The sequence below is a fragment of the Streptomyces sp. NPDC088387 genome, assembly GCF_044753385.1.
Classification (GTDB): domain Bacteria; phylum Actinomycetota; class Actinomycetes; order Streptomycetales; family Streptomycetaceae; genus Streptomyces.
Genome location: NZ_JBIVNC010000004.1, coordinates 403,586 through 425,987, shown reverse-complemented (window position 1 = coordinate 425,987; position 22,402 = coordinate 403,586). Strand labels below are relative to the sequence as shown.

Below are 22,402 nucleotides of genomic sequence, written 5' to 3'. Positions count from 1 at the left end.
TCGGCGGGCTGCCGGTGGTTCGTGGCTTGTCGCGCAGTTCCCCGCGCCCCTTCCCGGTGTGGGTGCTTCCGGAGTTGAAGCGTTGCCCCGCGCCCCTGCTCGGCATCGGTCTAACCGGCGTTGGATTTCTGGCGTTGGGTTTTCCAGGCCCACTTTTGCAGGAGGAGGGTCAGGGTGCCGGCTACTACGATTCCTACGAGGTTCAGTAGGAGTTGTTCCGTGGAGCCCCAGGTCTGTTGTGTGTCGCCGTAGCTGAGGGCCACGGCCGCGTTGGCGGCGGCCGGGACCGTGGTGACCGAGATGGCGACGCCGACCAGGGCGCCGGACTTGGCCGAGGTGAGGGAGAGGGTGCCCGCGATGCCGGCCAGGACCGCCACGACGAACGAGAACCAGTCGGGGGCGTAGACGAAGCCCGTCTGCGGTCGCTCGCCCTCCAGTTGGGCCTCGGTGAACAGGCCGACGGCGTCCATGAAGAGGCTGAAGCCCACCGTCACCGCCATCGCCACCGCGAAGCCGGCCAGCAGGGCGATCAGTGAGCGGGCGGCCAGCCGTGGCCGCCGCTGCACCATCGAGGTGGCGATCCCGGCGAGGGGCCCGAACTCCGGGCCGACCGCCATCGCGCCCACGATCAGGATCGCGTTGTCCAGGACCACACCGCAGGCCGCGATCATCGTGGCGAGCGTGATGAACGCGAGATAGGTGACCGAGAGGGTGGACTCCTCGTGGGTGGCGTCGGTGAGGTGCTCCCACAGGACGGCGTCCGCGGCTTCGCCGGGGGCGTCCGCCTCGGCCTTGTCGGCCCGTTTCGACAGGGACAGATCGATGCTCTCGACGGCGATCGAGCCGCTGTCCTCGATGCCCAACTCCTTCAGCCCGCCCAGGAGTTCGTCCCCGGCCTCGCGGGCGACGTCACACATGACGACGTCCCCCACCGGGTTGCGGGCGGCACCCTGCATCACCACCAGGTGCGTGGTGCCGACGGTGTTCTCGATCAGACGGACCGCGTCGTCGGTCTTGTCGGCCGGGGTGATCAGGCGCAGGTGCAGCAGCATGACGCCTTTCTAACAGGCCGCGCTCAGAGCTTCCGCAGGCTCAGCCGCTGCACCTTGTGGTCCGGGCCCTTGCGGATGATGAGGGTGGCGCGGCCGCGGGTGGGGGCCACGTTCTCCATCAGGTTGACCTTGTTGATAGTGCGCCAGGTGGTGCGGGCGTAGTCGAGGGCCTCCTCCTCGGAGACCTGGGTGTACCTGCGGAAGTACGACGACGGGTTCTGGAACGCGGTCGCGCGCAGCTTCTTGAAGCGGTTGAGGTACCAGCGCTCGATGTCCTCGGGGCGCGCGTCGACGTACACACTGAAGTCGAAGTAGTCGGCGAGACCGACGCGGGTGCGGCCGTCCTTGCCGGGCAGGGCGGGCTGGAGGACGTTGAGGCCCTCGACGATCAGGATGTCCGGGCGGCGCACGACGAGCTGCTCGCCGGGGACGATGTCGTAGATGAGGTGGGAGTAGACGGGGGCGCTGACCTCGCCCTTGCCGGCCTTGATGTCGGCGACGAACCGGGTGAGGGCGCGTCGGTCGTACGACTCGGGGAAGCCCTTCCTGGACATCAGACCGCGGTCCTGGAGCTCCTTGGTGGGCAGCAGGAACCCGTCCGTCGTGACCAGCTCCACGCGCGGATGCTCGGGCCAGCGGGAGAGCAGCGCCTGGAGGAGCCGGGCGACGGTCGACTTGCCGACGGCGACGGAGCCGGCGACGCCTATGACGAACGGGGTGCCGGACTGGGAGCCCTGTTCGCCGAGGAAGGTGTTGAGGGCGCCGCGCAGGCCGTCGGTGGCGCCGACGTAGAGATTGAGCAGTCGGGAGAGCGGGAGGTAGATGTCCCGCACCTCGTCGAGGTCGATGACATCGCCCAGACCGCGCAGCTTCTCGACCTCCTCGGCGGTGAGGGGGAGCGGCGTCTTCTCACGCAGCGCACTCCACTCCGAGCGGGTGAGGTCGACGTAGGGAGTCGCCTCCGGCCTGGGCCGGTGGGCGCTCCGGGGCATCGAGGAGACCGGAGAGATCACAGTCCATTGTTACGGCTGTACGAACAACGCGCGGCGTGGGATCCGTCACGGGGATCCCGCGGGGCGTTCGTGCCGTCGTGGGAATTTCCGAAATCGGGCAGGATGTGCGTCTTTGGCCGGGTGCTTGGATCGTAGGCTGCGGGCCATGTGCGGAATCGTGGGATACGTGGGGTCGCAGTCGGCACTTGATGTGGTGATGGCCGGGCTGAAGCGGCTGGAGTACCGGGGTTACGACTCGGCCGGTGTCGCCGTGCTCGCGGACGGCGGGCTGGCGGCGGCCAAGCGGGCCGGGAAGCTGGTCAACCTGGAGAAGGAGCTCGCCGAGCGGCCCCTGCCGGCCGGGGTGACGGCGATCGGGCACACCCGCTGGGCCACCCACGGCGGCCCCACCGACGCCAACGCGCATCCGCATCTCGACAACGCCGGACGTGTCGCCGTCGTGCACAACGGGATCATCGAGAACTTCGCCCGGCTGCGGGCCGAGCTGGCCGGACGCGGGCACGAGCTGGCGTCCGAGACCGACACCGAGGTCGTCGCGCATCTGCTCGCCGAGGAGTTCTCGTCCTGCGCCGATCTCGCCGAGGCGATGCGGCTGGTGTGCCGGCGGCTGGAGGGGGCGTTCACGCTGGTCGCGGTACACGCGGACGAGCCGGACGTGGTGGTGGGGGCCCGCCGGAACTCCCCCCTCGTGGTCGGTGTGGGCGAAGGGGAGGCCTTCCTCGCCTCCGACGTCGCCGCCTTCATCGCGCACACCCGGTCCGCGGTCGAGCTGGGACAGGACCAGGTCGTCGAGCTGCGGCGGGACGGCGTGACGGTGACCGGTTTCGACGGGCGGCCCGCCGAGGTGCGGTCGTACCACGTCGACTGGGACGCCTCCGCCGCCGAGAAGGGCGGCTACGACTACTTCATGCTCAAGGAGATCGCCGAGCAGCCGAAGGCCGTCGCCGACACGCTTCTCGGGCGGATCGACGCCGAGGGTTCGCTGACGCTGGACGAGGTGCGGATCCCGGCGGGCGAACTCCGGGAGATCGACAAGGTCGTCATCGTCGCGTGCGGTACGGCCTTCCACGCCGGGCTCATCGCCAAGTACGCCATCGAGCACTGGACGCGGATCCCCTGCGAGGTCGAGCTGGCGAGCGAGTTCCGCTACCGGGATCCGATCCTCGACTCCCGGTCGCTGGTGATCGCGATCTCGCAGTCCGGCGAGACCATGGACACGCTGATGGCCCTGCGGCACGCGCGCGAGCAGGGCTCCAAGGTGCTCGCCATCTGCAACACCAACGGCTCGACGATTCCGCGCGAGTCCGACGCCGTGCTCTACACCCACGCCGGGCCCGAGGTCGCCGTCGCCTCGACCAAGGCGTTCCTCACCCAGCTCGTCGCCTGCTACCTCGTCGCCCTCTATCTCGGGCAGGTGCGCGGCACCAAGTGGGGCGACGAGATCCGTGACGTGATCCGGGACCTGTCGGAGATCTCCGGCGCGGTCGAGCGGGTGCTGGAGACGATGGAGCCGGTACGGGAACTCGCGCGCACCCTCGCCGCGAAGAACACCGTGCTCTTCCTCGGCCGGCACGTCGGCCACCCCGTCGCCCTCGAAGGCGCCCTCAAGCTCAAGGAACTCGCCTACATGCACGCCGAGGGCTTCGCCGCCGGTGAGCTGAAGCACGGGCCGATCGCCCTGATCGAGGACGACCTGCCGGTGGTCGTGGTGGTGCCCTCGCCGCGCGGGCGGTCCGTCCTGCACGACAAGATCGTGTCCAACATCCAGGAGATCCGGGCGCGCGGTGCGCGGACCATCGTGATCGCCGAGGAGGGCGACGAGGCGGTGGTGCCGTACGCCGACCATCTGATCCGGATCCCGGCCACCCCCGTGCTGTTGCAGCCCCTGGTGGCCACGGTGCCGCTCCAGGTCTTCGCGTGCGAGCTGGCGACGGCCCGCGGCAACGAGGTGGACCAGCCGCGCAACCTGGCGAAGTCGGTGACGGTGGAGTAGCGCCCGGCGCGGGCGGCAGGAGACCGCCGCGTGCTGCTTCGAGTTCCTGGACATCACCCTGGGGGACGCTTCGGCGAGGGGCCAGAGGGATCTGGGGCCGGGAGTGCTGCCGGATCGTAGAGTTCCGGCGTGAGCATTATCGGGGTTGGTATCGATGTCGCCGAGATCGGGCGGTTCGAGGCTTCGCTGACGCGGACGCCCGGGCTGGCCGAGCGGCTGTTCCTGGAGAGCGAGTTGCTGCTGCCCAGCGGGGAGCGGCGGGGGGTCGCCTCGCTGGCCGCCCGGTTCGCGGCCAAGGAGGCGCTGGCCAAGGCGCTCGGGGCGCCGGCCGGGCTGCACTGGACCGACGCCGAGGTGTACGTCGAGGACACCGGGCAGCCGCGGCTGCGGGTGACGGGGACGGTCGCCGCGCGGGCCGCCGCACTGGGGGTCAAGTCCTGGCACGTGTCCCTCAGCCATGACGCCGGGGTGGCTTCGGCCGTCGTGGTGGCCGAGGGGTAGGTCCCGGGAGAGACTCGGTCCCATGCGTACTGCCTACAGCGTTCAGACCGTCAGGGACGCCGAGCGCCGGCTCATGGACCGGGTGCCCGAGGGGGCGCTCATGCAGCGCGCCGCCGCCGGGCTCGCCACCGCCTGTGCCGAGTTGCTCGGGCGGGTCTACGGCAGCCGGGTCGTGCTGCTCGTCGGGAGCGGGGACAACGGGGGCGACGCCCTCTACGCCGGGGCGCGGCTCGCGCGGCGCGGGGCGGGGGTGAGCGCCGTGCTGCTGTCGCCGGAGCGGGTCCATGCCGGGGGGCTTGCCGCGTTGCGGAGAGCCGGCGGTTCCGTTCTTGGGGCGGAGTCCGCCGAGGCGCTCGTCGAGCGGGCCGATCTGGTGGTCGACGGGATCGTCGGGATCGGTGGGAAGGGCGGGCTGCGGGCCGAGGCGGTGCCGCTGGCCGAGGCCGCCGCGCGGTCCTACGGGACCGTCGTCGCCGTGGATCTGCCCAGTGGCGTCGACGCGGACACCGGGCAGGTGCGCGGGGCGGCCGTACGGGCCGATCTGACCGTCACGTTCGGGACGCACAAGCCGGGGCTGCTGGTGGATCCCGCGCGGGAGTACGCCGGGTCCGTGCGGCTCATCGACATCGGGCTCGGGGCCGAACTGCCGGACGAGGCCGACCTGGAGGCGCTTCAGCACGCGGACGTCGCCGCGCTGCTGCCGGTGCCCGGGGCCGAGAGTGACAAGTACCGGCGGGGGGTTGTGGGGATCGCGGCCGGGTCGGCGCGGTATCCGGGGGCGGCCGTGCTGGCTGTCGCGGGGGCGCTGAGGGGTGGGGCCGGGGCCGTGCGGTATGTGGGGCCGGCGGGCGACGCCGTGCTCGCGCGGTTCCCCGAGACGCTGGTGTCCGACAAGGGGCCCCGGCAGGCCGGGCGGGTGCAGGCGTGGGTGGTCGGACCGGGGGCCGGGGAGGACGCGGCGGTCGTGGGCGAGGTCGTCGAGGCCGACGTACCTGTCCTGATCGACGCGGACGGACTGCGGCTCGCCGATGCCGGCGCCGTGCGGGGACGTCGGGCGCCGACGCTGATGACTCCGCATGCCGGGGAGGCCGCCGCGTTGCTCGGGGTCTCGCGGGAGGAGGTCGAGGGGGCTCGGCTGGAGTCCGTACGGGAGTTGGCGGGGCGGTACGGGGCGGCGGTGCTGCTGAAGGGGTCGACGACGGTGGTTGCGGGGGGTGGGGCGGTACGGGTGAACGCCACCGGGACGTCCTGGCTGGCCACGGCCGGGAGTGGGGACGTGCTGTCCGGGCTCGCGGGGTCGCTGCTCGCGGCGGGGCTGTCGGCGGTGGACGCGGGGAGCGTGGGGGCGTATCTGCACGGGCTGGCGGGGAGGTTCGCGGCGGATGGGGCGCCGGTGGGGGCGCATGATGTGGCCGACGCGATTCCCGCCGCCTGGCGTGACGTACGTTCCTGACGCCGTACGGGCGTGAGGTCGACGGCGTTTCCCGGCGCCCCAGCGGCACGACTGCCCGCGGCTGCGCGGGGCGGGGTTTTAGTTTTCAGGGGCGCGGGGAACTGCGCGATCAGCCCCCACCGGGCCGCGCATGTGTCATCTTCCGTAGCCCGCTGCCCTCCGTCGCTCTGAGACACTTGATGGGTCATGACTGAAACCGTTCCCCTTTCGACCGCCCCCCTCCGGGCGCGGGCCGCCGTGGATCTCGCCGCCCTGCGCGACAACGTCCGCGCCCTCCGAGCAGCCGCCCCCCACGCGGAGCTCATGGCCGTGGTGAAGTCCGACGCCTACGGCCACGGCGCCGTACCCTGCGCCCGCGCCGCCGTGGAGGCAGGCGCCACCTGGCTGGGAACCGCCACCCCCGAAGAGGCACTGGCGCTGCGCGCAGCCGGCCTCGACGGCCGCATCATGTGCTGGCTCTGGACCCCCGGAGGGCCGTGGCGGGAGGCGATCGAGGCCGGCCTCGACGTATCGGTCAGCGGCATGTGGGCTCTCGACGAGGTGACCGCGGCCGCCCGCCTCGCCGGCCCGTCCGCCCCCGCCCGCATCCAGCTGAAGGCCGACACCGGCCTCGGCCGCAACGGCTGTCAGCCCGGCGAGGACTGGGACCGCCTCGTCACCGCCGCCCTGGAGGCGCAGTCGGCGGGGCTGGTGCGCGTCACCGGCCTCTGGTCCCACTTCGCCTGCGCCGACGAACCCGGCCACCCCTCCATCGCCGCCCAGCTCACCCGCTTCCGCGAGATGACGGCGTACGCCGAGGCCCGGGGCGTGCGCCCCGAGGTGCGGCACATCGCCAACTCCCCGGCCACCCTCACCGTCCCCGACAGCCACTTCGACCTCGTGCGCAGCGGAATCGCCGTCTACGGCATCTCGCCCAGCCCGGAGATCGGCGCCCCCGCCGACTTCGGCCTGCGCCCCGTGATGACACTGTCCGCCTCGGTCGCGCTGGTGAAGCAGGTCCCGGGTGGACACGGCGTCAGTTACGGGCACCACTACACCACCGCTGGCACCACGACCCTCGGCCTGATCCCCGTCGGCTACGCGGACGGCATCCCGCGGCACGCCTCCGGCACCGGCCCGGTGCTGGTCGGCGGCAAGTGGCGGACCGTGGCCGGGCGGATCGCGATGGACCAGTTCGTGGTCGACCTGGGCGGTGACGAGCCGGAAACCGGCACCGAAGCCCTGCTGTTCGGGCCCGGTGACCGTGGCGAGCCCACCGCCGAGGACTGGGCGCAGGCCGCCGGCACCATCGCGTACGAGATCGTCACACGCATCGGAACCCGCGTTCCCCGCGTCTATCTCAATGAGCAAGTCGCTGACTGACTCGATGAGTAATCGGGCGCTCAGCAGGCATAAACGAACATAAGCGATCAGTCAGGGAAGTCGGCGCTACGGCGAAGAGGAGCAGCACGTGAGCGAGAGCGGTGCGGCGGCCGTGGCCTCCGCCGCGGGGGCGGCCTCGAACTGGCGCCGGGCCACCGGGATCGCCGGTGCCGCCATAGGCGTCATCGCGGCCGGAGCGGCGGCCGGGGTCGCCATAGAGCGGATGACCGTCGGCCGCGGCATGCGGCAGAAGGCGCGGCTCGCGCTGGACTCGACCGGACCGTACGGATCACTGCGCGGCACCCCCGGCAAGGCGTACGCCGACGACGGCACCGAGCTGTACTACGAGGTGGACGACGCCGAGACCGAGGAGGCGCTGAACCCGCGCCGGCGCCGCCTCTTCGGCCGCAAGGCGCCCGCCCCGGTCACCGTCGTCTTCAGCCACGGCTACTGCCTCAACCAGGACTCCTGGCACTTCCAGCGGGCGGCGCTGCGCGGCGTCGTACGGACCGTGCACTGGGACCAGCGCAGCCACGGCCGTTCGGCACGCGGGGTCGCGCAGATCGAGCAGGACGTGCCGGTCACCATCGACCAGCTCGGACGGGATCTGAAGGCCGTCCTCGACGCCGCCGTGCCGGAGGGGCCGATCGTGCTGGTCGGGCACTCCATGGGCGGGATGACCGTGATGGCCCTGGCCGACCAGTACCCCGAGCTGATCCGGGACCGGGTGGTCGCCGTCGCGCTCGTCGGTACGTCCTCCGGGGGACTCGCCGACGTCAGCTTCGGACTGCCGGTCGCGGGCGTCAACGCGGTACGGCGGGTGCTGCCGGGGGTGCTCAAGGCGCTCGGGCAGCAGGCCGAACTGGTGGAGCGGGGGCGGCGCGCGACCGCCGATCTCTTCGCCGGGGTCATCAAGCGGTACTCGTTCGCGAGCCGTGACGTCGACCCGGCCGTGGCGCGGTTCGCGGAGCGGATGATCGAGGCCACCCCGATCGACGTGGTCGCCGAGTTCTACCCGGCGTTCACCGACCACGACAAGGCCGCCGCGCTGGAGTCGTTCAGGGAGCTGCCGGTGCTGGTGCTGGCCGGGGTCAAGGACCTCGTCACCCCCAGTGAGCACAGCGAGGCCATCGCCGACCTGCTGCCCGACGCCGAACTGGTGCTCGTCCCGGACGCCGGGCACCTGGTGATGCTGGAGCACCCGGAAGTGGTCACCGACCGGCTGGCGGACCTGCTCAACCGTGCGGGTGCCGTACCGGCAGGGGCTACCGTAAGCGGCTATGGAAGCAGTACCGCACAACCCGGCTGAGGCGCCGCAGCACGCGGCCGGTGGCACCGAGCTGATCGTCCGGTCCCCCGAGCGGATGGGGGATCTGGGACGCAGACTGGCCCAACTGCTGCGCGCCGGCGACCTCGTGATGCTGACCGGAGAACTCGGCGCGGGCAAGACGACACTGACCCGGGGGCTCGGGGCGGGCCTCGACGTACGGGGTGCGGTCACCTCGCCGACGTTCGTGATCGCCCGGGTGCATCCGCCGCTCGGTGACGGCCCGCCACTGGTCCACGTCGACGCGTACCGCCTCGGCGGCGGGCTCGACGAGATGGAGGACCTGGACCTCGACGTCTCACTGCCGGACTCGGTGGTCGTGGTGGAGTGGGGAGAGGGCAAGGTCGAGGAGCTGACCGACGACCGGCTGCACATCCTGATCCACCGGGCGGTCGGCGACACGACCGACGAGGTGCGCCACGTGACCCTGACCGGGATCGGGGAGCGGTGGTCGACGGTGGACCTGGGCGCGCTGTCCGTGTGACCCGGACCCCGGCTCCGGTCGTATGAACGTTCCGACAAGTCGTCGGCAAGATATTGCGTACGGCGACTTCGGCGTGGTCACATGGTACCCCGTACGTAGTTAGGTTTACCTAACCACGCCCGCCCCCGAACTTCAGGAGGCACCCATGTCGGCCACCGAGAACCAGCCGGAGCCGCGGCAGGGCGTGTCCGCGGGTGTTGCCGCCGGGGTGTCCATGAGCGACCTCCTCGCGGCCTGCGCCGCGGCGGAACTGATCTCCACCCCGCCGCGCGCCCCCCTGCCGACGGCCCCCCGGCGCCCCGCGGACCACACCCGCGGACACGGTCACCGGGAAGCCGCCTAGGAACGAGCGACGCCGGGTCAGTACTTCGGTCCGGTCCCCTTGGCCAGCGGTGTGATGTCGATACGGCCCTTCTGGAGGACCTCGCCCAGCTTCCACGCCGTCGTCAGGTGGTGGCGCGAGTCGGGCGGCGTGACCTCGATCTTCGTGGGGTTCTTCTCGGCCTTCGTGGGTTCGCCGTTGCCCGGTACGACCGTCCAGTGCAGCCGCGTGTAGACGCTCTGCCCCGGCTTCAGGGTGAGCTGGGCGGCGTGGCCGCGGTCGCGTACGACGTGTGTGGTGACGTCCTTGCCGTGCGCGCCGAGCAGCTGCAATCCGACGTAGCCCTGTGTCCGTACGGTCTTGTGGGTCTTGTTGGTGAGCACCAGCGCGGCGTAGTGCTGGCCCGCGCCCGGGTTGAGGGGGCGGATGCGGACGGAGAGGGAGCTGGTGTCCGCCCAGCCCGGCCGGGTCGCGGCCTGCGAGGTGCCGGCCGTGAGGCCGACCACGGCGACGGCGGTGACCGCGGTGAGCGCGAGGGGGGTGGCGAGGCGTCGGGTGCGCTTGTTGGCGAGCATGTTCGTTCCCTTCTGGATGCCCTGTTCGGGCGTCTCTGAGGGGTATGAGCACCGTGGGGGTGGGGATGGTTTCCGGGGTTTCGCGACCTTTACCGTGCGGGACGGGGTGTTGACCTGCCGTTGGCCGGGGCCAGAAGGTCCGGTGGCTCAGCGGATGACGACGACCCGTGCGCCGATCGTCGCGAAGTCCCACATCGCCTCGCCGTCCGCGCGGGACTCGCGGATGCCGCCGGTCCTGACCGTGCGGACGGGGGCGGCGGTCGAGCCGTCGACGGCGGCGCTGAAGCCGATGGCCACGCCGTCGACGGAGGTGAAGCGGACGACGTGTTCGACGGGGGTGCCGTCGGAGCCGGTGACGGTGTTCGAACGGGAGGTGACCGCGTAGGTGCCGGGGGAGGGGTCCACCGTGCTGGGGGTGACGCGGAAGGTACGGCCGACCTTGTTGCCGGTGGCGACGAGCCAGACTCGGTCGTCGTCCAGGGAGTACACGACGCGTTCGCCCTTGCCGGAGCCGGAGGGGAGGGCGGTGGGGTGCTTCTTGTCGCGGGGCGCCTTGGGGGCGGCGGAGGCCTTGGCCTGGGGGGCGGCGATGGTGCCGGGCACGGTGGCGGAGGCCTGGTAGGCGAGTACGCCGACGGTGACGAGGGCGGTGGTGGTGAGCCCGACGACGATTCCGCTGCTGCTGCCCACCGTGCGTCCACCTCACGCGCTTGTCCTTGGCCCCCGTGCCGACGGTAGCAGCGAGTAACGCTCCGCTGACACGCCCCACGCCGCGGGCAGCCACACCCGCGCAGCTGCGGCCCGCTGTACTCGCGTAGCCGCGGGCAGCTGTGCCGCGGAGGCCGTTCCCGCTCACCCACCGCCGCTGCGGGCAGCTGTGCCGCTGGGGCGGCACGGGTGGGCGCAGCGGCACCCCGTCGCGCCGGGTTGCGCAACGCCCCGCGCCCCGGCCCCCACGCCGGGTGGTGTTGTCGGGTGCGGCACCGTCGTGGCCGTTCGCGCAGTTCCCCGCGCCCCTTGGGGGGTGGTCGTTGTTGTGCCGGTGCGGGCCGGTGCGGGCCGGTGCGGGCCGGTGGGGGCTGGGTGCGCAGTTCCCCGCGCCCCTTGGGGGGGTGATGGTTGTTGTGTCGGCGCTGGAGGGGGTGGGACTTGGCTTCGTACTCTCGGCGGAGCCGTAGGCTGAATGCGTGCTTCTGCTTGCTTTGGATACTGCCACCCCCGCCGTGACCGTCGCCCTCCACAACGGTTCGGACGTCATCGCCGAGTCCACCCAGGTCGACGCCCGCCGGCACGGCGAGCTCCTGCTCCCCGCGGTCGACCGCGCCCTGCACACCGCAGGGCTCAAGCTCGACGCCGTCACCGACATCGTCGTAGGCATCGGCCCGGGCCCGTACACCGGCCTCCGCGTCGGCCTGATGACCGCGGACACCTTCGGCCTCGCCCTCGGCGTCCCCGTGCACGGCGTCTGCACGCTCGACGGACTGGCCTACGCGGCCGACCTCCCCGGCCCCTTCGTCGTCGCGACGGACGCCCGCCGCAAGGAGGTCTACTGGGCCCGCTACGACGACCCCCGCACCCGCGTCACCGACCCCGCCGTCGACCGCCCGGCGGACATCGCGGCGCAGGTCGAGGGTCTGCCGGCGGTCGGCGCGGGCGCGCTGCTGTACCCGGAGACCTTCCCGCAGGCGCACGGGCCCGAGCACGTGACCGCCGCCGCGCTGGCCGCCCTCGCGGCGGAGCGGCTGGCGAAGGGCGAGAAGCTGCCCGACCCCCGCCCCCTCTACCTGCGCCGCCCCGACGCCCAGGTCCCCAAGAACTACAAGGTGGTCACCCCGAAGTGACCACCACCGTGACTCCCCGGCTGCGTGAGATGCGCTGGTGGGACATCGACCCCGTGCTGGAGCTCGAACGCGCGCTCTTCCCGGAGGACGCCTGGTCACGCGGCATGTTCTGGTCCGAGCTGGCGCACGCCCGCGGCGCCGACGCGACCCGGCTGTATGTCGTGGCGGAAGAGGCGGACGGGCGGATCGTCGGTTACGCCGGACTCGTCGCCGCCGGTGAGCAGGCCGACGTCCAGACCATCGCCGTCGAACACAAGCTCTGGGGCAGCGGCCTCGGCGCCCGGCTGCTGACCGAGCTGCTGCGCGCGGCGACCGCGTTCGAGTGCGCCGAGGTGATGCTCGAATGCCGGGTCGACAACGTCCGGGCACAGAAGCTCTACGAGCGTTTCGGCTTCGAACCCATCGGCTTCCGCCGCGGCTACTACCAGCCGGGCAACGTGGACGCGCTGGTCATGCGCCTCAGCGACCCCTCCACCTCCCTGAACGGCGCACGAGGAACCGAGAGCAATGGCTGACGAACCCCTGGTCCTGGGGATTGAGACCTCCTGCGACGAGACCGGCGTCGGGATCGTGCGCGGCACCACCCTGCTGGCCGACGCCATCGCCTCCAGCGTCGACGAGCACGCCCGTTTCGGCGGTGTGGTGCCCGAGGTCGCCTCACGGGCCCATCTGGAGGCGATGGTCCCCACCATCGACCGCGCCCTGAAGCAGGCGGGCGTGAGCGCGCGGGACCTCGACGGCATCGCCGTCACCGCGGGCCCCGGCCTCGCGGGCGCGCTCCTGGTCGGCGTCTCGGCGGCGAAGGCGTACGCGTACGCGCTCGGCAAGCCGCTCTACGGCGTCAACCACCTCGCCTCGCACATCTGCGTCGACCAGCTGGAACACGGCGCCCTGCCCGAGCCGACGATGGCCCTCCTCGTCAGCGGCGGCCACTCCTCGCTCCTCCTCTCCTCGGACATCACCTCCGACGTCCGCCCCCTGGGCGCCACCATCGACGACGCGGCCGGCGAGGCCTTCGACAAGATCGCCCGCGTGCTCAACCTCGGTTTCCCCGGCGGCCCGGTCATCGACCGCTACGCCAAGGAGGGCGACCCCAAGGCCATCGCCTTCCCGCGCGGACTCACCGGCCCGCGCGATCCCGCCTACGACTTCTCCTTCTCCGGTCTCAAGACCGCCGTGGCCCGCTGGATCGAGGCCAAGCGGGCGGCGGGCGAGGAGGTGCCGGTGCGGGACGTGGCCGCCTCCTTCCAGGAGGCCGTCGTCGACGTACTGACCCGCAAGGCCGTGCGCGCCTGCAAGGACGAGGGTGTCGGCCACCTGATGATCGGCGGCGGTGTGGCCGCCAACACCCGGCTGCGCGCCCTCGCCCAGGAACGCTGCGAGGCGGCGGGCATCCGACTCCGGGTCCCGCGGCCCAAGTTGTGCACGGACAACGGCGCGATGGTCGCCGCGCTGGGCGCGGAGATGGTCGCCCGCAACCGTGCCGCGTCCGACTGGGACCTCTCCGCCGACTCCTCACTCCCGGTGACGGACCCCCATGTCCCCGGCCGCGGCCACGGTCACGACCACTCGCACGACCATGTGCACGAGGTCAGCAAGGAGAACCTGTACTCGTGACCGTCGCGTTGATGTGGGAGGCACGGGCCGTACCCGGCCGCGGTGCCGAACTGCTCGCCTGGGCACGGGCCCACCGCCTTCCGCGCGAACCCCTGCGCCGGGAGAACTTCCGCGGCCCCCAGGACCGGGTCCTCGTCATCACGTGGTGGGACGCGCCCTACGACGCCGACCTGCCCGAACTCCCGGAACCCGAGGGTGACTTGGTGACCCGGGCCGTCCACCGGTGGCGGTTCGAGACGGTGGACGTCGAGGAGCCGGGCACGGGGGCCGGCTGACCGTGCGGCCCGACCCGGACAGTGTCAGCCCCGACGCCCCCGCCACCGTACGGCTGCCCCTGCTCACCCAGCAGTGGCTGGATCTCGCCTTCGTCCACTGGGCGGTCCAACCGGACGTGGTGGCACCGCTGTTGCCGCGCGGAACCGCGCCCGACACCACCCACGACGGGCTCACCTACGTCGGTCTGGTCGCGTTCCGGATGCACCGGGTCGGCTGGTTCAAGCTGCCCGGCGTCCCGTACCTCGGCAGCTTCCCGGAGACCAACGTCCGCCTCTACTCCGTCGACGCGCACGGCCGGCGCGGGGTCGTCTTCCGCTCGATGGACGCGTCCCGGCTCATCCCCGTCGTGATGGGCCGGGCCGGCTTCCGGCTGCCGTACCTGTGGTCCCGGATGACCGTCCGGGCCGACGGCGACACCGTCTCGTACGCGAGTTCACGCCGGTGGCCCGGCCCGCGCGGGGCGTACAGCCGGATCGTCGTCCGCAAGGGCGAACGGATCCAGGAGCCCACGGCACTTGAGCATTTCCTCACCGCCCGGTGGGGGATGCACAACGCCTTCTTCAACGGCGCCGGGTATCTGCCGAACGACCATCCGCGCTGGCCCCTGTACCGGGCCGAGTTGCTGCGCTGCGAGGAGAACCTCGTGGCCGCCGCGGGACTCCCGGCGCCGGCCGGCCCGCCGGTGAGCGTGCTGTACTCGCCGGGCGTTCCGGTCCGGCTCGGGCCGCCCGCGCGCCCGGCCGGGATCCCGACGCCCTGAAGCGCGTACTCGGGGACGGAGTACACGCCTGTGGTGTGGACAGTACGCAGGGGGCTCCGTGACTCTGGGTGAATGGAGCACAGCGCTGAGTGGGCGTCACAGGGGCAGGGCGGTGAGCCGGAGTCGTCGGACAGCATGCGTACGTTCGGCGGCTTCGTCCAGGGGTTGCGGGAGCATGTGGGGCTGAGCCGGGAGCAGTTCGGCGAACGGGTCCACATGTCCAAGCATTCGGTGGCGTCGATCGAGTTGGGTCGCCGGTTGGCGGACGAACGGTTCGTGGAGCTGGCGGAGGCGGCCCTGGGCAACACGGGTGCGTTGCGTCGGGCTTTCGGGAAGGTGGCACGACAGCCGGGGTTCGCGTCTTGGTTCCGGTTGTGGGCGAGGCTGGAGAAGGAGGCGGTACGACTCGACACCTACGAGTGCCGCATCCTGCCGGGGCTGTTGCAGTCGGAGGCGTACGCGCGCGCCGCCTTCTCGAACAACATCCCGTTGCTCAACGACGACGAGATGGAGGCGCAGGTCCAAGCCCGCATGGAGCGACAGCGGCTGCTGACCGAGCTGCCGCACACCTCGTTCAGCTTCATCATCGACGAGGCGGTGCTGCGCAGCCGGCTGGGCGGCGACGACGTGATGAGGGGCGCCCTCGACCACGTTCTGCAATGCGGCGCGAAGCGCAACGTCGACGTGCAGATCATGCCGATGAACTACCAGGCACACGCGTGTCTTTCGGGCCCGCTCCAGTTGCTGGAGACGCAGGAGGGGAAGCGGTACGCGTATGCCGAAGGGCAGCAGCACGGGCGGCTGGTCGCGGACGTAAAAGAGGTGGTCATCCTCGGACGGCGCTATGCGACACTGCGCTCGCAGGCCGTCAGCCCCGAGGACTCCGTGAGCCTGCTGGAGCGAATGCGAGGAGCGCTATGAGCACCGCCGGACTCGCCTGGTTCAAGTCGAGCTACAGCAGCCCGCAGGGCGACAGTTGCGTCGAAGTGGCCCTGGATTGGCGGAAGTCCACGTACAGCAGCCCGCAGGGCGACGACTGCATAGAGGTCGCCGCCACCCCCACCGTCATCCACATCCGCGACTCCAAGGACCCCTCCCGCCCCCACCTCACCGTCAGCCCCGCGACCTGGTCGGCGTTCCTGAGTGGCAGTTGAGCGGACCTCGGGAATATGAGAAATTCCGAAGAAAAGCCATACAGGAGGCGGTCCCCGTAATAATTCGGACTTAAGTTCGTCCGTGTGACCTCAGACGACGCGCACGGGCCCGACTCCGCCGACGCGGCACACATACGTCGGCGCAGACGTCTCCTCAAGGGCCTCGGCATCACGATGGCCGGCGTGTTCGTGCTCGGCCTCGCCGCAGGCGGCTGGCTGTACTGGAAGCTGAACGACAACATCACGAGCGTCGACATCAACAACGCGCTCGGCGACAACCGGCCGGCGAAGCCGGTGACGACACCGTCCGCGGGGGCCACGGAACCGTTGCCGAGCGAGGCGATGAACATCCTGGTGCTCGGTTCGGACTCGCGCAGCGGCGAGGAGAACCAGCGCCTGGGCGGCGGCAACAGCACCGGCGCGCGTTCGGACACGGCGATGGTGTTCCACATCGACGCGGTCGGCAGGACGGCGAAGGTCGTGAGCATCCCGCGGGACACGCTGGTCACGCGGCCCTCCTGCCCGCTGCCGGACGGCGGCGAGACCGAGGAGCGGTACGGGGTGATGTTCAACACCGCGTACGCGCTGGGCGGTCCGGTGTGCGCGGTCAAGACGGTGGAGTCGATGACGGGGGTCCGTATGGACCACTACCTGGAGATCGACTTCGCGGGGTTCGCGGGGCTGGTCGACGCGGTCGGCGGGGTCACCGTGACGATCGACGAGGACATCAACGACGAGAAGTCGCATCTCCAGCTGGACGCGGGCACGCACACGCTGGACGGTGAGCAGGCGCTGGGGCTGGCCCGTACACGCTACGGCCTGGACGGCGGCAGCGACCTGGCGCGGATAGAGCTCCAGCAGCAGCTGGTGAAGGCGCTGCTGACGCAGATCTCGGCGACGTCCCTGCTCACGAATCCGGCGGAGCTGTACAACGTGGCCGACGCGGTGACCGACAGCCTGACGACGGACACCGGTCTGGACTCGCTGACCGAACTGGTCGGCTTCGGGCAGAGCCTGCGGGCGCTGTCGGCGGACGCGACGGACACGGTGACGATGCCGGTGGTGCCGGCGCCCTCGGACCCCAACCGGGTGGTGGCGGACGAGCCGGAGGCGGGCGAGCTGTGGGAGTCACTGCGCTGACCCGTTCGTAGGCCCGATCCATCGTGGGGCTGGCCCATTCGTAGGCCGCGGGAAAAAACTTCGGCGTGGGTGTCGATCCGTCGTCGTCCCGATCGACGCACTGGTGAGAGGCGGGAAAGGACCCGCCCCGAACCCGATTGGGGAACACCATGCCGCGTTACCTGTCCATGATCCGTGTGGATGAGAACGGCTCCGCCGACGGGCCGAGCCCCGAGCTGATGGAGCGGATGGGCAAGCTGCTCGACGAGATGACCAAGGCCGGGGTGATGCTCGACAACGCCGGTCTCGCGCCGACCGCCGACAGCAACCGGGTGCACTGGGAGGGCGGGAAGATCTCCGTCACGGACGGGCCGTTCACCGAGACCAAGGAGGTCGTGGGCGGTTTCCTGCTGTTGCAGTGCAAGGACCAGGCGGAGGCGATCGAGTGGAGCACACGCTTCCTGAAGGTCCATGAGGACTTCTGGACGGTGACCTGCGAGGTCCGCGAGGTCATGGGGGGCTGAGCGGAGCCTGGGACGGGGTTCCTTGGCTCGCGGCCCAGCGCGGTGTTCGATGGGGGACTGTGAACGCACAGTCCCCGGTCGACCCGCGCGGCTCCGTCGAGACCGTCTTCCGGCTGGAGTCCCCGCGCGTCATCGCCGCCGTCACCCGGATCGTGCGGGACGTGGGCATCGCGGAGGAGCTGGCCCAGGACGCGCTGGTCGCGGCCCTTGAGCAGTGGCCGCGCGAGGGCGTGCCGGACAACCCGGGCGCCTGGCTGATGACGACCGCCCGCCGCCGTGCCGTGGACCTGGTGCGCCGCCGGGAGAACTACGCCCGCAAGCTCGCCGAGATCGGCCGCGAGCTGCCGGACACGGCCCCGCCGGAGGAGCCCGCCGACCCGGAGGACATCGACGACGACCTGCTGAGGCTGGTCTTCACGGCGTGCCACCCGGTCCTCGCGCCGGAGGCCCGCACGGCCCTCACCCTGCGGCTCCTCGGTGGCCTGACCACACCCGAGATCGCCCGCGCGTTCCTGGTCCCGGAGGCGACGGTCGCCCAGCGCATCGTCCGCGCCAAACGCACCCTCGCCACGCGGAACGTCGCCTTCGAGGTGCCGTACGGCCCCGACCGCGAGGCCCGCCTCGGCTCGGTCCTGGACGTCATCTACCTGATCTTCAACGAGGGGTACGCGGCCACGGCCGGCGACGACTGGCTGCGCCCGGCGCTCTGCGAGGACGCGCTGCGGCTGGCCCGGCAGCTGGCGGCGCTGATGCCGAAGGAGCCGGAGGTGCACGGGCTGGCGGCGCTGCTGGAGTTCCAGTCCTCGCGTGCGGCGGCCCGTACCGGCCCCGACGGGACGCCGGTCCTCCTCAGGGACCAGAACCGCCGCCGCTGGAACCGCATGCTCGTCGCCCGCGGCGTGCACGCCCTGACCCGCGCCGACGCGACGGCGACCGGCGCGCCGGGCCCGTACGCCCTCCAGGCGGCGATCGCCGCGTGCCACGCGCACGCCTACACCTACGAGGAGACCGACTGGCGCGCGATCGCCACCCTGTACGCCCTCCTTGCGGCGCGCGCCCCCTCGCCGGTGGTGGAACTGAACCGCGCGGTGGCGGTGTCGATGGCGGACGGCCCGGAGGCGGCGCTGGACCTGGTGGACGCGCTGGTGCGGGGAGGCGACCTGCGGGACTACCACCTCCTGCCCAGTGTCCGGGGCGACCTGCTGCTGCGCCTGGGGCGTACGGCGGAGGCGCGGGCGGAGTTCGAGCGGGCGGCGGGGCTCACCCGTAACGAGAAGGAACGCGAACTGCTCCTCCGCAGAGCGGAAGGGGCCCTCTAGGCCGGGTGCCCGACGAGCATGGTCGGGGCGCCGGCGACCCGGGTCATGAACACGGTCGCGGAGTTCGGTCCCTCGGGCTTCACCTTCTTCCGCAGCTCCTCGGGCTCGACGGCGGACCCCCGCTTCTTGACGGTGAGGATCCCGACCCGGCGCTCCCGCAACAGCGCCTTCAACTTCTTCACGTTGAAGGGGAGTTGGTCGGTGATCTCGTAGCGGGAGGCGAAGGGGGTCTCGGTGGCCGTGTCGGCCGTGACGTAGGCGATGGTGGGGTCGATCAGCCCACCGCCGAGTTCGTCGGCGACCTCGGCGACCAGGTGGGCCCGGATGACGGCCCCGTCGGGCTCGTACAGATACCGCCCGACCCTCCGCACGGCCGGATCCGGCAGCCCACGCGACAGCAGGCTGTACGGCCCCGGCAGCAGCGTCGCCCGCACGGCACCCGGAGCGCCGGTCCCGAACCACAGCACCGCCTCCTTCACGTCCCCGCCGTCCGAGATCCACTCGGCCTCGGCCGCGTCGGGGACGGCGTCGTGCGGGATGCCGGGGGCGACCTTGAGGGCGGCGCGCGGCGCTTCGAGGGCTGTGCGGACGGCCCACGACAGGGGCGGTGAGTACGCCTCGGGATCAAAGATCCGCCCGCGTCCGCCCCGCCGCGCGGGGTCGACGAACACGGCGTCGTACGCCGACACGTCGACCTCCGTCACATCCGCCTCGCGCACCTCGATCAGGCCGTCGAGGCCGAGCGCCTCGGCGTTGGCGCGGGCGGCGGCGACGGCGAGGGGGTCGCGGTCCACCGCGAGTACGTGGATGCCGGCGCGGGCGAGGGCGATGGCGTCGCCGCCGATGCCGCAGCACAGGTCGGCGACGGAGCGGACGCCGTGCTCCTGGAACCTCCGTGCCCGGTACGTGGCCACGGTCGCCCGGGTCGACTGCTCGACGCCGTTCGGCGTGAAGAACATCCGGCTCGCGTCCTCGGCCCCGAACTTCACCGCGGCCCGCTGCCGCAGCCGCGCCTGTCCGAGCGCGGCGGACACCAGTTCGGCGGGGTGCTCGCGGCGCAGCCGTGTGGCGACGGCGAGTTCCTGCGCGGGGTCGGTGTCGCGCACCTCGTCGAGCAGTGCGCGGCCTTCGGGACTGAGGAGGGGGGCGAGGTCGTTCACCGCCTCATTGTGGGCCAGTCGGAGGACGGAACGCCGCCGGTGGCGGTGTCGGCGGGGGAGTGGGCGGGGGGCCTGCGAGGATCCAGGGCCATGCGAGAAGTAGGACAAAACGATAAAAACGGGTCCGATTCTGCGTGTTCTGACGCCGGGCCGGGTGCGCCTGGGCGGGCGGCCCCGGGGGGCGTTGCGCAGCCCGGCGCGACGGGGTCCCGCCTGCTGGGGGACGGGTGCCGCCCTGCGGCGCACCTGCCCGCGGCTGCGGCGAGTGGGGAGACCGGACGGGCTCGGGCGGACTCGGAGACCAGGGCGGCGGTCGCGGATGCACGGGCGCGGGCGGCTGCGGGTAGGCGGGGCCGGGAAGGCCGGGCGGTGGCGAATTCGGGGACTCCCGTGACGGCGAACCCGGGGGAGCGGGCGGCAAGGAACGCGCAGGGCAGGGCCGTTGCGAATGCGCAGGCCCGCCCTGTGCGGGCGGGCGCGCTGGGCCCGAAGCCGGCAACCTCGCACGATCCCGCGGCGGCGACGCCCCCCAGCCCCGCACCGGCGACGCCCCTCGGCCCCGCGGCGACACCCCCCAGCCCCGCGGCAGCGGGGGCGCGGGGGCGGGCCGTGGCCGGTTCGGTGGGCTCCGGAGTGCCGGTTCAGCCGCCCCGGCCCCGCGCATGGGCCGATTCCCGTGCGCGTGGCGGCGCTGCCGTGCGGGTCGGGGCCGTGGGGATGGCCGTAGCCGCTGTCGTGTCCGGGTGTGGGGTCGGGGGGTCCGGGGTGGAACCCGCCGCCGGGCAGCAGAAGCTGCACGCGCCGCCCGCCCGCGCGCTCGACGCCTACGCGGGGCGGCTCCAGGCCGAGTTCCGGGCCCGTGCGGCCACCGCAAAGAAGTGGGGGCTGAAGACACCCCCGCTCCAGGCGCCGCCCGCCCCCGCGAAGAAGCCGCGGATCAAGACGCGCGACGGCTTCGAGGTGGACGGGCACGAGGAGGCGAACCTGCCGCCCGTCTTCACCACGATCCCGACCAAACAGAAGATCGTCTTCCTGACCATCGACGACGGGGCCGAGAAGGACCCGGAGTTCCTGCGGATGATGACCGAGCTGAAGATCCCGTACACCGCGTTCCTCAGCGACTACCTGGTCAAGGAGGACTACGGCCACTTCAGGCAGATGCAGGCCAGGGGCGTCACCCTCAACAACCACACCCTGGACCACCCGTACATGCCGGGCCTCTCCTACGCCCGCCAGAAGCACCAGATCTGCGGCATGCAAAACGTGATCGAGAAGCACTACGGCAAACGCCCCACGCTCTTCCGCCCGCCCTTCGGCAACTACAACGAGGACACCCTGCGCGCCGCCAAGGCCTGCGGCATCAAGTACGCGCCGCTGTGGAGCGAGGAGGTCTTCGTCGACCGCTGGGAGTACCGCGAGTGGGACCGCGACCTGCACCCCGGCGACATCGTCCTCAGCCACTTCCGCGGCACCGACGACTGGAAGGGCACCATGCCCGACATGATCCGTCTCTTCCTGCGCAAGGTGACGGAGAAGGGGTACGCCGTGGCCCGCCTGGAGGACTACCTGTGAGGCCCCGGCTGCTCCTCACCGCGCTGCTGCTGCTCACCGTGTCGGCGGGCTGCGGCCGTACCGGCGGCCCGGCCGGCTGGGTGCGGACGGACGACGGGCCCGGCGCCGCCCACGGCGCCGGCTCCGGCACCCCCACCCCCGACAACGGCCCCCCGCACCGCCGCTGGGGCCTGCCCGCCCCCCTCTCCGCACCCCCGGCCGGCCCGGCCCGCCCGACCTCCCTGCCCCGGGTCGTCGACCACATCCCCACCCGCGACAAGGTCGTCTTCCTCACCTACGACGACGGCGCCGAACGCGACCCGAGATTCGTCGACCTGGTCCGCGAACTCCGCCTCCCGGTCAGCCTGTTCCTCACCGACAGCGTCGCGGGCCCCGGCTACGGCCACTTCGCCCGGCTGCGCTCGGTCGGCGCGAGCATCCAGAACCACACCCTCGACCACGCGGCCCTGCGCGGCCTGCCCTACGCCGGCCAGCGCGCCGAGATCTGCGGCCAGCAGAACAAACTCCGCTCCCGCTTCGGCATCCGCCCCCACCTGCTCCGCCCGCCCTACGGCATGTACGACGACACCACCCTGCGCGCGGCGGCCGACTGCGGCACCCCCACCCTCACCCTCTGGCGCGCCACGGCCACCGACACGGACACCCACTACACCCGCCCCCCACACCGCCTGACCCCGGGCGACATCATCTCGGTCACCCCGGACGAGACGACGGGCCCGACCCTGGTCACCCGCACCACCCGCCTCCTGAGAGAAATCCAGCAGGCAGGCCTGACGGTGGCAAACCTGGACGACTACCTGTAGCCCCCACCACCAGCCCGTCCGGCGTTTGAGGACAAGGGGGTCTGGGGGCACAGCCCCCAGGAAGAAAAACGCCGCCTCACAGGCAACGGACGTACACAGGAATCCGAACCCGCGCCGCAGGCACTGGCACTCCGCTTGACCGAGTGCTAATCGCGGTCATAGTCTCGGGTCTGGC

General features: G+C 71.9%; 24 protein-coding genes. 19 read left to right on the top strand and 5 right to left on the bottom strand.

Features of this window, described 5'->3' with window-relative positions; translation table 11 throughout:
- Nucleotides 1-110: 110 nt before the first annotated feature.
- Together ACIQAC_RS13325 and coaA are read right to left on the bottom strand one after the other, a co-directional pair.
- Entirely contained in the window at nucleotides 111-1,049 is a 939-nt protein-coding gene (locus ACIQAC_RS13325; RefSeq protein WP_402190710.1) for a DUF389 domain-containing protein, read from the bottom strand.
- Nucleotides 1,050-1,075: 26 nt separating this feature from the next.
- Complete coding sequence (coaA, locus tag ACIQAC_RS13320) at nucleotides 1,076-2,044, bottom strand: type I pantothenate kinase (RefSeq protein WP_402190707.1); 969 nt, start codon at nucleotides 2,042-2,044, stop codon at nucleotides 1,076-1,078.
- 166 nt (nucleotides 2,045-2,210) lie between these two features.
- On the opposite strand from coaA, the gene glmS reads away from it, so the two are divergent.
- The 7 genes from glmS to ACIQAC_RS13285 all read left to right on the top strand — a co-directional run bounded on the left by glmS (nucleotide 2,211) and on the right by ACIQAC_RS13285 (nucleotide 9,528).
- Nucleotides 2,211-4,058, top strand: coding sequence for a glutamine--fructose-6-phosphate transaminase (isomerizing) (glmS, locus tag ACIQAC_RS13315; RefSeq protein WP_402190073.1), 1,848 nt, complete (start codon nucleotides 2,211-2,213; stop codon nucleotides 4,056-4,058).
- 129 nt (nucleotides 4,059-4,187) lie between these two features.
- A complete protein-coding gene (locus ACIQAC_RS13310; protein WP_402190070.1) occupies nucleotides 4,188-4,559 on the top strand; it encodes a holo-ACP synthase in 372 nt (123 codons plus the stop codon).
- 22 nt (nucleotides 4,560-4,581) lie between these two features.
- Nucleotides 4,582-6,012, top strand: coding sequence for an NAD(P)H-hydrate dehydratase (locus tag ACIQAC_RS13305; protein WP_402190067.1), 1,431 nt, complete (start codon nucleotides 4,582-4,584; stop codon nucleotides 6,010-6,012).
- Between the two features lie 186 nt (nucleotides 6,013-6,198).
- Nucleotides 6,199-7,374, top strand: coding sequence for an alanine racemase (alr, locus tag ACIQAC_RS13300; RefSeq protein WP_402190065.1), 1,176 nt, complete (start codon nucleotides 6,199-6,201; stop codon nucleotides 7,372-7,374).
- Nucleotides 7,375-7,462: 88 nt separating this feature from the next.
- Nucleotides 7,463-8,683: an alpha/beta fold hydrolase gene (locus ACIQAC_RS13295; protein ID WP_402190063.1), complete on the top strand. Its 1,221-nt coding sequence runs from the start codon at nucleotides 7,463-7,465 to the stop codon at nucleotides 8,681-8,683.
- A complete protein-coding gene (gene tsaE, locus ACIQAC_RS13290) occupies nucleotides 8,655-9,185 on the top strand; it encodes a tRNA (adenosine(37)-N6)-threonylcarbamoyltransferase complex ATPase subunit type 1 TsaE (protein WP_402190060.1) in 531 nt (176 codons plus the stop codon). Before ACIQAC_RS13295 ends, tsaE begins: the two co-directional genes overlap by 29 nt.
- A gap of 145 nt (nucleotides 9,186-9,330) precedes the next feature.
- Nucleotides 9,331-9,528 (top strand): hypothetical protein, encoded by a 198-nt coding sequence (locus ACIQAC_RS13285; protein ID WP_402190058.1) that lies wholly within the window; start codon nucleotides 9,331-9,333, stop codon nucleotides 9,526-9,528.
- A gap of 17 nt (nucleotides 9,529-9,545) precedes the next feature.
- On the opposite strand, the gene ACIQAC_RS13280 is transcribed toward ACIQAC_RS13285, so the two are convergent.
- Nucleotides 9,546-10,082: a DUF4232 domain-containing protein gene (locus ACIQAC_RS13280; RefSeq protein ID WP_402190056.1), complete on the bottom strand. Its 537-nt coding sequence runs from the start codon at nucleotides 10,080-10,082 to the stop codon at nucleotides 9,546-9,548.
- Nucleotides 10,083-10,229: 147 nt separating this feature from the next.
- A complete protein-coding gene (locus ACIQAC_RS13275; protein WP_402190054.1) occupies nucleotides 10,230-10,772 on the bottom strand; it encodes a hypothetical protein in 543 nt (180 codons plus the stop codon).
- Between the two features lie 497 nt (nucleotides 10,773-11,269).
- Between ACIQAC_RS13275 and tsaB the strand changes: the two genes are divergently transcribed.
- The 10 genes from tsaB (at nucleotide 11,270) to ACIQAC_RS13225 (ending at nucleotide 18,692) form a co-directional block, all read left to right on the top strand.
- Nucleotides 11,270-11,923 carry a tRNA (adenosine(37)-N6)-threonylcarbamoyltransferase complex dimerization subunit type 1 TsaB gene (gene tsaB / locus ACIQAC_RS13270; RefSeq protein WP_402190052.1) on the top strand — a complete coding sequence of 218 codons (654 nt, stop codon included), beginning with the start codon at nucleotides 11,270-11,272 and terminating at the stop codon, nucleotides 11,921-11,923.
- 29 nt (nucleotides 11,924-11,952) lie between these two features.
- Nucleotides 11,953-12,438 (top strand): ribosomal protein S18-alanine N-acetyltransferase, encoded by a 486-nt coding sequence (rimI, locus tag ACIQAC_RS13265; RefSeq protein WP_402190704.1) that lies wholly within the window; start codon nucleotides 11,953-11,955, stop codon nucleotides 12,436-12,438.
- On the top strand, nucleotides 12,431-13,540 hold the full coding sequence (gene tsaD, locus ACIQAC_RS13260) for a tRNA (adenosine(37)-N6)-threonylcarbamoyltransferase complex transferase subunit TsaD (protein ID WP_402190050.1): 1,110 nt from the start codon (nucleotides 12,431-12,433) through the stop codon (nucleotides 13,538-13,540). Before rimI ends, tsaD begins: the two co-directional genes overlap by 8 nt.
- The gene (locus tag ACIQAC_RS13255; protein ID WP_402190047.1) at nucleotides 13,537-13,815 is read left to right on the top strand and encodes a hypothetical protein; all 279 of its coding nucleotides are present in this window, start codon (nucleotides 13,537-13,539) and stop codon (nucleotides 13,813-13,815) included. Before tsaD ends, ACIQAC_RS13255 begins: the two co-directional genes overlap by 4 nt.
- Nucleotides 13,816-13,817: 2 nt before the next feature.
- A complete protein-coding gene (locus ACIQAC_RS13250; RefSeq protein WP_402190044.1) occupies nucleotides 13,818-14,576 on the top strand; it encodes a YqjF family protein in 759 nt (252 codons plus the stop codon).
- Nucleotides 14,577-14,648: 72 nt separating this feature from the next.
- A complete protein-coding gene (locus ACIQAC_RS13245; RefSeq protein WP_402190041.1) occupies nucleotides 14,649-15,497 on the top strand; it encodes a helix-turn-helix domain-containing protein in 849 nt (282 codons plus the stop codon).
- Nucleotides 15,494-15,730, top strand: coding sequence for a DUF397 domain-containing protein (locus ACIQAC_RS13240; protein WP_402190038.1), 237 nt, complete (start codon nucleotides 15,494-15,496; stop codon nucleotides 15,728-15,730). The genes ACIQAC_RS13245 and ACIQAC_RS13240 overlap by 4 nt, the downstream gene beginning before the upstream one ends.
- Nucleotides 15,731-15,904: 174 nt before the next feature.
- A complete protein-coding gene (locus ACIQAC_RS13235; protein WP_402190701.1) occupies nucleotides 15,905-16,870 on the top strand; it encodes an LCP family protein in 966 nt (321 codons plus the stop codon).
- A gap of 149 nt (nucleotides 16,871-17,019) precedes the next feature.
- Nucleotides 17,020-17,373 (top strand): YciI family protein, encoded by a 354-nt coding sequence (locus tag ACIQAC_RS13230; protein WP_402190036.1) that lies wholly within the window; start codon nucleotides 17,020-17,022, stop codon nucleotides 17,371-17,373.
- Between the two features lie 59 nt (nucleotides 17,374-17,432).
- Nucleotides 17,433-18,692: an RNA polymerase sigma factor gene (locus tag ACIQAC_RS13225; protein ID WP_402190034.1), complete on the top strand. Its 1,260-nt coding sequence runs from the start codon at nucleotides 17,433-17,435 to the stop codon at nucleotides 18,690-18,692.
- Here ACIQAC_RS13225 and ACIQAC_RS13220 read toward each other — a convergent pair.
- Nucleotides 18,689-19,852 carry a methyltransferase domain-containing protein gene (locus ACIQAC_RS13220; RefSeq protein WP_402190032.1) on the bottom strand — a complete coding sequence of 388 codons (1,164 nt, stop codon included), beginning with the start codon at nucleotides 19,850-19,852 and terminating at the stop codon, nucleotides 18,689-18,691. The genes ACIQAC_RS13225 and ACIQAC_RS13220 overlap by 4 nt on opposite strands.
- Nucleotides 19,853-20,569: 717 nt before the next feature.
- Between ACIQAC_RS13220 and ACIQAC_RS13215 the strand changes: the two genes are divergently transcribed.
- Together ACIQAC_RS13215 and ACIQAC_RS13210 are read left to right on the top strand one after the other, a co-directional pair.
- The gene (locus ACIQAC_RS13215) at nucleotides 20,570-21,424 is read left to right on the top strand and encodes a polysaccharide deacetylase family protein (protein ID WP_402190030.1); all 855 of its coding nucleotides are present in this window, start codon (nucleotides 20,570-20,572) and stop codon (nucleotides 21,422-21,424) included.
- Nucleotides 21,421-22,227: a polysaccharide deacetylase family protein gene (locus ACIQAC_RS13210; RefSeq protein WP_402190027.1), complete on the top strand. Its 807-nt coding sequence runs from the start codon at nucleotides 21,421-21,423 to the stop codon at nucleotides 22,225-22,227. Before ACIQAC_RS13215 ends, ACIQAC_RS13210 begins: the two co-directional genes overlap by 4 nt.
- Nucleotides 22,228-22,402 lie beyond the last annotated feature (175 nt).